The sequence below is a fragment of the Streptomyces sp. SPB074 genome (genome assembly GCF_000154905.1).
Lineage (GTDB): Bacteria > Actinomycetota > Actinomycetes > Streptomycetales > Streptomycetaceae > Streptomyces.
Window position 1 is genome coordinate 973,404 of sequence record NZ_GG770539.1, and the last position, 5,851, is coordinate 979,254.

Consider the following 5,851-nt stretch of genomic DNA (forward strand, 5'->3'; position numbering starts at 1 on the left):
CGCCGCCGCAGGTCAGGCCGACGGCGAAGGCGTCCTCGTCGCTGTAGCCGAAGCGCTCGGCGAGGGGACGGTCCTCGGCGAGGGCCGTGCGGCACAGCTCGTACACGGCGCCCTCGACGCACCCGCCGGAGACGGAGCCGGCGGCCTCCCCGGCCTCGTCCACGGCCAGCGCGGCGCCCGGCGGGCGGGGTGCGCTGCCCGTGACGGAGACGACGGTCGCGACGGCGAAGGCGCGGCCCTCGGCGGCCCACCAGGACAGGGTGGCGGCGAGGTCGAGCATGGCGGTCTCCCGGAAGGTCGGCCCACGAGGGTCGGTGCGCGGGGGCGGAGGCACGGGGACGGGCGCGCGCGGGTCAGTCCACGAGGTGTTCGGGGCGTACCGGGGTGCGGTCGAGCGGGCGGCCGGTCGCGGCGCGGATCGCCGCGAGGATCGCCGGGGTGGAGGAGAGCGTGGGCGCCTCGCCGATGCCGCGCAGGCCGTAGGGGGCGTGGTCGTCGGCGAGTTCGAGGATGTCGAGCGGGATCGTGGGCGTGTCGAGGATGGTGGGGATGAGGTAGTCGGTGAAGGAGGGGTTGCGGACCTTCGCCGTGACCGGGTCGACCAGGATCTCCTCCATGACGGCGATGCCGAGGCCCTGCGTGCTGCCGCCCTGGATCTGGCCCTGCGCGGAGAGCGGGTTGAGGGCCCGGCCCACGTCCTGGGCGCAGGCGAGTTCGACCACTTTCACGAGGCCGAGTTCCGTGTCGACCTCCACGACGGCGCGGTGCGCGGCGAAGGAGTACTGGACGTGTCCCCTGCCCTGCCCGGTGCTCCGGTGGAAGGGCTCGGTGGGGCGGTGGCGCCACTCGTCCTCGACCTCGACGCTCTCCTCCCCCAGCACGTCGGCGAGGCTCGCGAGGACCTCGCCGCCCTCGGTGACGACCTTGCCGTCCTCCAGGAGGAGTTCGGCGTGCGCCCAGGCGGGGTGGTACGTGCCGAACTTGACGCGGCCGAGGCCGAGCACACGTTCCCGGACGAGTCCGCACACGTGCTTGACGGCGCCGCCGGTCATGTACGTCTGGCGCGAGGCGGAGGTCGATCCAGCCGAACCCACGCGGGTGTCGGCGGGCAGGAGGGTGACCTGGGCGACGCCGAGTTCGGTGCGGGCGATCTGGGCGTGGACGGTGACGCCGCCCTGGCCGACCTCGGCCATCGCGGTGTGGACGGTCGCGACGGCCTCGCCCGCGATGTTCTCCAGGCGCACACGCGCGGTCGAGTAGTCGTCGAAGCCCTCGGAGAAGCCGACGTTCTTGATGCCGACCGCGTAGCCGACGCCCCGTACGACGCCCTCACCGTGGCTCGTGTTCGACAGTCCGCCGGGCAGGTGCCTGATGTCGGCGCCCTCGCTGGACTCCCACTGCCGTTCGGGCGGCAGCGGGCGGGCCTTGACGCGGCGCAGGAGTTCGGCGACGGGCGCGGGCGAGTCGACCACCTGCCCGGTCGGCATGACGGCGCCCTGCTCCATCGCGTTGAGGCGGCGGAACTCGACGGCGTCCATGCCGAGCGCGGCGGCGAGCTTGTCCATCTGCGCCTCGTAGGCGAAGCACGCCTGGACGGCGCCGAAGCCGCGCATGGCGCCGCAGGGCGGGTTGTTGGTGTAGAGGGCGAGCGCCTCGATCTCGACGTCGTCCACGACGTAGGGGCCCGCGCCGAGCGAGGCGGCGTTGCCGACGACGGCGGGGGACGAGGAGGCGTAGGCGCCGCCGTCGAGGACGATGCGCGCCTTGAGGTGGGTGAGCCTGCCGTCGCGCGTCGCGCCGTGCTCGTACCAGAGCCTGGCGGGGTGGCGGTGGACGTGGCCGAAGAAGGACTCGAAGCGGTTGTAGACGATCTTGACGGGCTTGCCGGTGCGCAGCGCGAGGAGGCAGCCGTGGATCTGCATGGACAGGTCCTCCCGGCCGCCGAAGGCGCCGCCGACGCCGGAGAGCGTCATGCGGATCTTCTCCTCGGGCAGGCCGAGGACGGGGGCGATCTGGCGCAGGTCGGAGTGGAGCCACTGCGTCGCGAGGTAGAGGTCCACTCCGCCGTCCTCGGCGGGCACGGCGAGCCCGGACTCCGGGCCGAGGAACGCCTGGTCCTGCATCCCGAAGACGTACTCGCCGCGCACGACGACGTCGGCGCGCCGGGCGGCGGCGGTGGCGTCGCCGCGCACGATCGGCTGGCGGTGGACGATGTTGGGGTGCGGGACGTGCCCGGCGTGGTGGTCGGCGCGGCCCTCGTGGAGGAGCGGGGCGCCGGGCACGGTGGCGGACGCCTCGTCCGTGACGACGGGAAGTTCGCGGTAGTCGACGCGGATCTTCGCCGCGGCGCGGCGCGCGGTCTCGGGGTGGTCGGCGGCGACGAGCGCGACGGGTTCGCCGTGGTGGCGGACGCGGCCGTGGGCGAGGACGGGCGTGTCCTGGATCTCCAGGCCGTAGTGGCGTACGGCGGTGGGCAGGTCGTCGTACGTGAGGACGGCGTGCACGCCGGGGGTGGCGAGGGCCTCGGCGGTGTCGATCGAGCGGATCTCGGCGTGGGCGTGCGGGGAGCGCAGCGTGTAGCCCCACAGCATGTCCTCGTGCCACATGTCCGAGGCGTACGCGAACTCGCCGGTGACCTTGAGGATGCCGTCGGGGCGGAGGGTGGACGCGCCGACTCCGCCGGGGGTCGTGGTGCCGGGGCGGCCCTGGGTGAGGCGGGTGGGAATGCCGGTGGGGGCGGTGCGGGGGGTGGTCACCGGGCCTCCTCGGTGCGGGCGGTGTCCTGGCGGGCGGCGGCGAGGCGGACGGCGTCGAGGATCGTCTCGTAGCCGGTGCAGCGGCACAGGTTCCCCGACAGGGCCTCGCGGATGTCGGCGTCGCTGGGCGAGGGGACGCGTTCGAGGAGGTCGTCGGCGGCAACGAGGAGCCCCGGGGTGCAGAAGCCGCACTGGACGGCGCCGGCGTCCACGAAGGCGCGCTGGACGGGCGAGAGGGCGGGGCCGCCGGGCTCGCGGGGGCTCGCCTCCCAGCGGCGCGGGTCGGCGGGCTCCGCGTCCGGTTCGCCCCCGGCGCGCCGGGCGGCGTACTCCGCGAGCCCTTCGACCGTGTCGACGCGGCGGCCCTCGGCCTGCCCGGCGGCGACGAGGCAGGCACAGACGAGGGCGCCGTCGAGGCGGACGGTGCAGGAGCCGCACTCCCCCTGTTCGCAGGCGTTCTTGGAGCCCGGCAGGCCGAGGCGTTCGCGCAGCAGGTACAGGAGCGACTCGCCCTCCCACACGTCGTCGGCCTCCTGGCGCCGTCCGTTGACGACGAGGTTCACGCGCATGACGCTCCCATCCCGCGCTGCTCGGTGGTGTGGGCCTGCCAGGCCCAGGTGAAGGTGCGGCGGGCCATGACGCAGACCGCGTGGCGGCGGTAGGCGGCCGAGCCGCGGACGTCGTCGATGGGCGCGCAGGCGCCGGAGGCGAGCTGCCCGAACTGCCGCAGCGCCGCCTCGCCGGGAGCTCTGCCGGTCTCCCAGCAGCGCTCCTCGTCCAGTACGGAGGTCAGGAACTCCTCGGCCGCCTTCGCGCGCACGGGGGTGGGCGCGGCCGAGCCGATCCCGGTGCGCAGGGTGCGCCGGCCGGGGTGCAGGGCGAGGCCGAAGGCGCACACCGCGATGACCATGGCGTTGCGGGTGCCGACCTTGGAGAACTCCTGCGGGCCGCGTGCGACGGGCAGGTGGATCGCGCGGATCAGTTCGTCGGGGGCGAGGGCGTTGCGCTTGACGCCGGTGTAGAAGTCGTCCACGGGGATGCGGCGGGTGCCGCGTACGGACTCCGCCTCGATGTCGGCGCCGGAGGCGAGGAGCGCGGGGTGCGCGTCCCCGGCCGGGGAGGCGGTGCCGAGATTGCCGCCCACGCCGCCGCGGTTGCGGATCTGCGGCGAGGCGACGGTGCGGGCGGCACGCGCGAGGCCGGGCAGCTCGGTGCCCAGCTCGGTGATGATCCGCGCGTACGGGACCGAGGCGCCGAGGCGTACGGTGTCCCCGTCGCGTTCCCAGTCGCTCAGCGCGGGCACGCGTCCCAGGTCGATGAGGTGGGTGGGCCTGCGGTGGTCGAAGTTCAGCTCCACCATGACGTCGGTGCCGCCCGCGAGCGGCACGGCGGCGGGGTGCGCGGCCTTCGCGGCGAGCGCCTCCGCCCAGCTCGCTGGCCTCAGGAACTCCATGCGGACTCCATAGGGGTCTCCCCCGGTCGGTCGGTCGTCGAGTCGTCGGTCGGGAAGGCGGGCGGGCGCGGGCAGGCGGGCGGGCTCTCGTACGGCCGTACCACGGGTGGCCCAGTGAAGCGGTGACGGGGCCGTTCCGCACAGTCACCGAACCCCTGAACGAATTGGCTGTCCAGGGCCCGCGCCTTGTAGATTCGTATGAAGAATGGGCGTGTTTTACTTCGCTGTTTCGCCCAGGAAACCCACACGGATCGGCGGCGAGGACATGCGGCTGCGCGCACTGCTGGAGAGCGGCACGCTGGGGCTCCGGCTGCTCGGCGGCGCCGAGGAGCTGGACCGGACGGTGCGGGGGGTCATGACGACCGATCTGCGCGACCCGAGCCGCTACCTCTCGGGCGGCGAACTGGTCCTCACCGGGCTCGCCTGGCGGCACGCGCCCGAAAACTCCGACTCCTTCGTGCGGATCGTGGCGGAGGCGGGAGTCGCGGCGCTCGCGGCGGGCGAGGCGGAGCTGGGCCCGGTCCCCGAGGACCTCATAGCGGCGTGCGCCCGGTACCGGGTGCCGCTCTTCTCGGTGAGCGAGTCCGTCGCCTTCGCGACGATCACGGAGCACGTCGTGCGGCAGGTCTCCGGCGAGCGCGCCGGGGATCTCGCCGCGGTCGTGGACCGGCACCGCCAGCTCATGACGGGCGGCCCCGCGGGCGGTCCCGGCGCGGTGCTCGACCTGCTCGGCGACGACCTCGACCTGCGGGCCTGGGTGCTCTCCGCGACGGGCCGCGAGATCGCCGGGGCGGCCCGCACGGAGGCGCCCACGCTCCCCGCCGAGGTGCGCGAGGCCCTGGCCTCGGCCCGCCTGGACGCCGTACGGACCGGGCGGCTCGGGGCGCAGCGCGTCACCGTCGGTGACACCGTCTACTCGCTCTTCCCCGTGCGCTCCGCGGCACCGGGCCCCCTGGACGCGCGCCGGGCCGGGCTCGGGCAGTGGGTGCTCGCCGTCGCGGCGGACGCCTCCGACTGGCCCGCCGAACGGCGCGAACTGCTCGACGGGGTCACCCAGCTCATCGCCGTCGAACGCGACCGCAGGGACGCGGGACGCTCGGTGCGCCGCCGCCTGTGCGGCGAGATCCTGGACCTCGTGCAGAGCGGGGCCCCGGCCGCCGAGACGGGGGCGCGGCTGCGCGCCGCGGGACCGCTCCTGCTCCCGGGGGCGCACAGTGCCCCGTACTGGCAGATCGTCGTCGCCTCGGTCGACTGGGAGGACGGAGCGGACGAGGAGACGACGGGCCGCCTCGCGCGCGGTCTCCTGGAAGAAGTCCTCACGAGGGCCCCGGGCGGTACCGACGCGGCGGGTCCGGGCGAGGAGGACGACGCCTCGGAGCGTGCCGCTGTCACGCAGCTCGGCGCCGAGGCCGTCGCCCTCGTACCGCTGCCCCCGCCCGGCGGCGAGCGGGAGCAGGCGGACTTCGAGCTGAGCGCGGCGGAACTGGTGGGCCCGGCGGGCGCGCCGCTCGCCGCGGGACTCGGCACGGAGGGCAGGCTCACGCTCGGGGTCAGCGCGGCGGTGCACTCGGCCGAGGGACTGCGCGGCGCGCTGGAGGAGGCGCGCCTCGCCCGGCGCGTCGCGGCGGCCCGCCCGGGGCCG

General features: G+C 75.1%; 5 protein-coding genes. 1 reads left to right on the forward strand and 4 read right to left on the reverse strand.

The window, feature by feature from the left end; genetic code table 11:
• From SSBG_RS30115 to SSBG_RS03985, 4 genes are all read right to left on the reverse strand, one after another.
• Window positions 1–280 (reverse strand): XdhC family protein (locus tag SSBG_RS30115; RefSeq protein ID WP_199781336.1); only part of this gene is annotated, 280 nt, incomplete at its 3' end.
• A gap of 73 nt (window positions 281–353) precedes the next feature.
• Window positions 354–2,756, reverse strand: coding sequence for a xanthine dehydrogenase family protein molybdopterin-binding subunit (locus SSBG_RS03975; RefSeq protein WP_008744934.1), 2,403 nt, complete (start codon window positions 2,754–2,756; stop codon window positions 354–356).
• Complete coding sequence (locus tag SSBG_RS03980; RefSeq protein WP_008744935.1) at window positions 2,753–3,325, reverse strand: (2Fe-2S)-binding protein; 573 nt, start codon at window positions 3,323–3,325, stop codon at window positions 2,753–2,755. The genes SSBG_RS03975 and SSBG_RS03980 overlap by 4 nt, the downstream gene beginning before the upstream one ends.
• On the reverse strand, window positions 3,316–4,209 hold the full coding sequence (locus SSBG_RS03985) for an FAD binding domain-containing protein (RefSeq protein ID WP_008744936.1): 894 nt from the start codon (window positions 4,207–4,209) through the stop codon (window positions 3,316–3,318). The genes SSBG_RS03980 and SSBG_RS03985 overlap by 10 nt, the downstream gene beginning before the upstream one ends.
• 265 nt (window positions 4,210–4,474) lie before the next feature.
• On the opposite strand from SSBG_RS03985, the gene SSBG_RS03990 reads away from it, so the two are divergent.
• Window positions 4,475–5,851, forward strand: a 1,377-nt coding sequence (locus SSBG_RS03990; RefSeq protein ID WP_037871063.1) for a PucR family transcriptional regulator ligand-binding domain-containing protein, incomplete at its 3' end; no start/stop codon positions are given.

Coding starts and splice junctions, on each gene's coding strand:
- SSBG_RS03980 (WP_008744935.1), bottom strand. CDS start 3,325: ATGCGCGTGAACCTCGTCGTCAACGGACGGCGCCAGGAGGCCGACGAC.
- SSBG_RS03985 (WP_008744936.1), bottom strand. CDS start 4,209: ATGGAGTTCCTGAGGCCAGCGAGCTGGGCGGAGGCGCTCGCCGCGAAG.